General features: G+C 60.8%; 1 protein-coding gene. It reads left to right on the top strand.

Annotation, left to right across the window (positions count from 1 at the left end; all coding sequences use genetic code 11):
* Positions 1-924: ISL3 family transposase (locus tag DID99_RS36735; RefSeq protein ID WP_124668736.1), on the top strand; the 924-nt coding region annotated here is incomplete at its 5' end.
* Positions 925-927 lie beyond the last annotated feature (3 nt).

The following is a 927-nucleotide window of genomic DNA, read 5'->3' as shown; positions in this document are numbered from 1 at the left end:
TACCAGCGAGTGACGGAGCGCTTCGCCAAGGCCTGCGAGAAGTTGTTGCAAGCGGCCAGCGTGCAGGCGGTGGCGGCCTTCTACGATCTGGGCTGGCACACGGTCAAATCGATCGACAAGATGCGCTTGCGTGCCCGCGTGGCCGAGCCGGACTGGTCGACGATCCGCTATCTGGCGATGGACGAGTTCGCGCTGCATAAAGGCCATCGCTACGCCACGGTGGTGGTCGACCCGATCAGCCGGCAAGTACTTTGGATCGGGCCGGGACGCTCGCGTGAGACGGCCCGGGCCTTCTTCGAACAGCTTCCCGAAGGCGCGGCCAAGCGTATCGAAGCGGTCGCGATCGACATGACCACGGCCTATGAACTCGAAATCAGGGAACAGTGTCCGCAGGCGGAAATCGTCTTCGACCTGTACCACGTCGTGGCCAAGTACGGCCGCGAAGTAATCGATCGGGTGCGGGTCGATCAGGCCAATCAACTCCGACATGACAAGCCAGCCCGCAAGGTCCTGAAGTCCAGCCGCTGGCTGTTGCTGCGCAATCACCACAACCTCAAACCGGATCAGGCCGTGCACCTGAAGGAGTTGCTGGCGGCCAATCAGTCGCTGTTATGCGTCTACGTGTTACGCGACGAACTCAAGCGGCTCTGGTTCTACCAAAAGCCGGCCTGGGCGCAAAAGGCTTGGGAACAATGGTTCGAGCAGGCTCAGCAAAGTGGGATCGCGGCCCTGCAAAAGTTCGCCGAGCGTCTGCAGGGCTACTGGCACGGCATCGTGACTCGCTGCCGCCATCCGCTCAATACCAGCATCGTTGAAGGCATCAACAACACCATCAAGGTCATCAAGCGTCGGGCTTACGGGTACCGCGACGACGAATACTTCTTCCTCAAGATCCGCGCCGCGTTCCCCGGTAATCCTCGATGAACC

Source organism: Burkholderia sp. Bp8986 (assembly GCF_003854225.1).
Taxonomy (GTDB): Bacteria; Pseudomonadota; Gammaproteobacteria; order Burkholderiales; family Burkholderiaceae; genus Burkholderia.
This window is presented reverse-complemented; position numbering and strand designations above follow the sequence as displayed.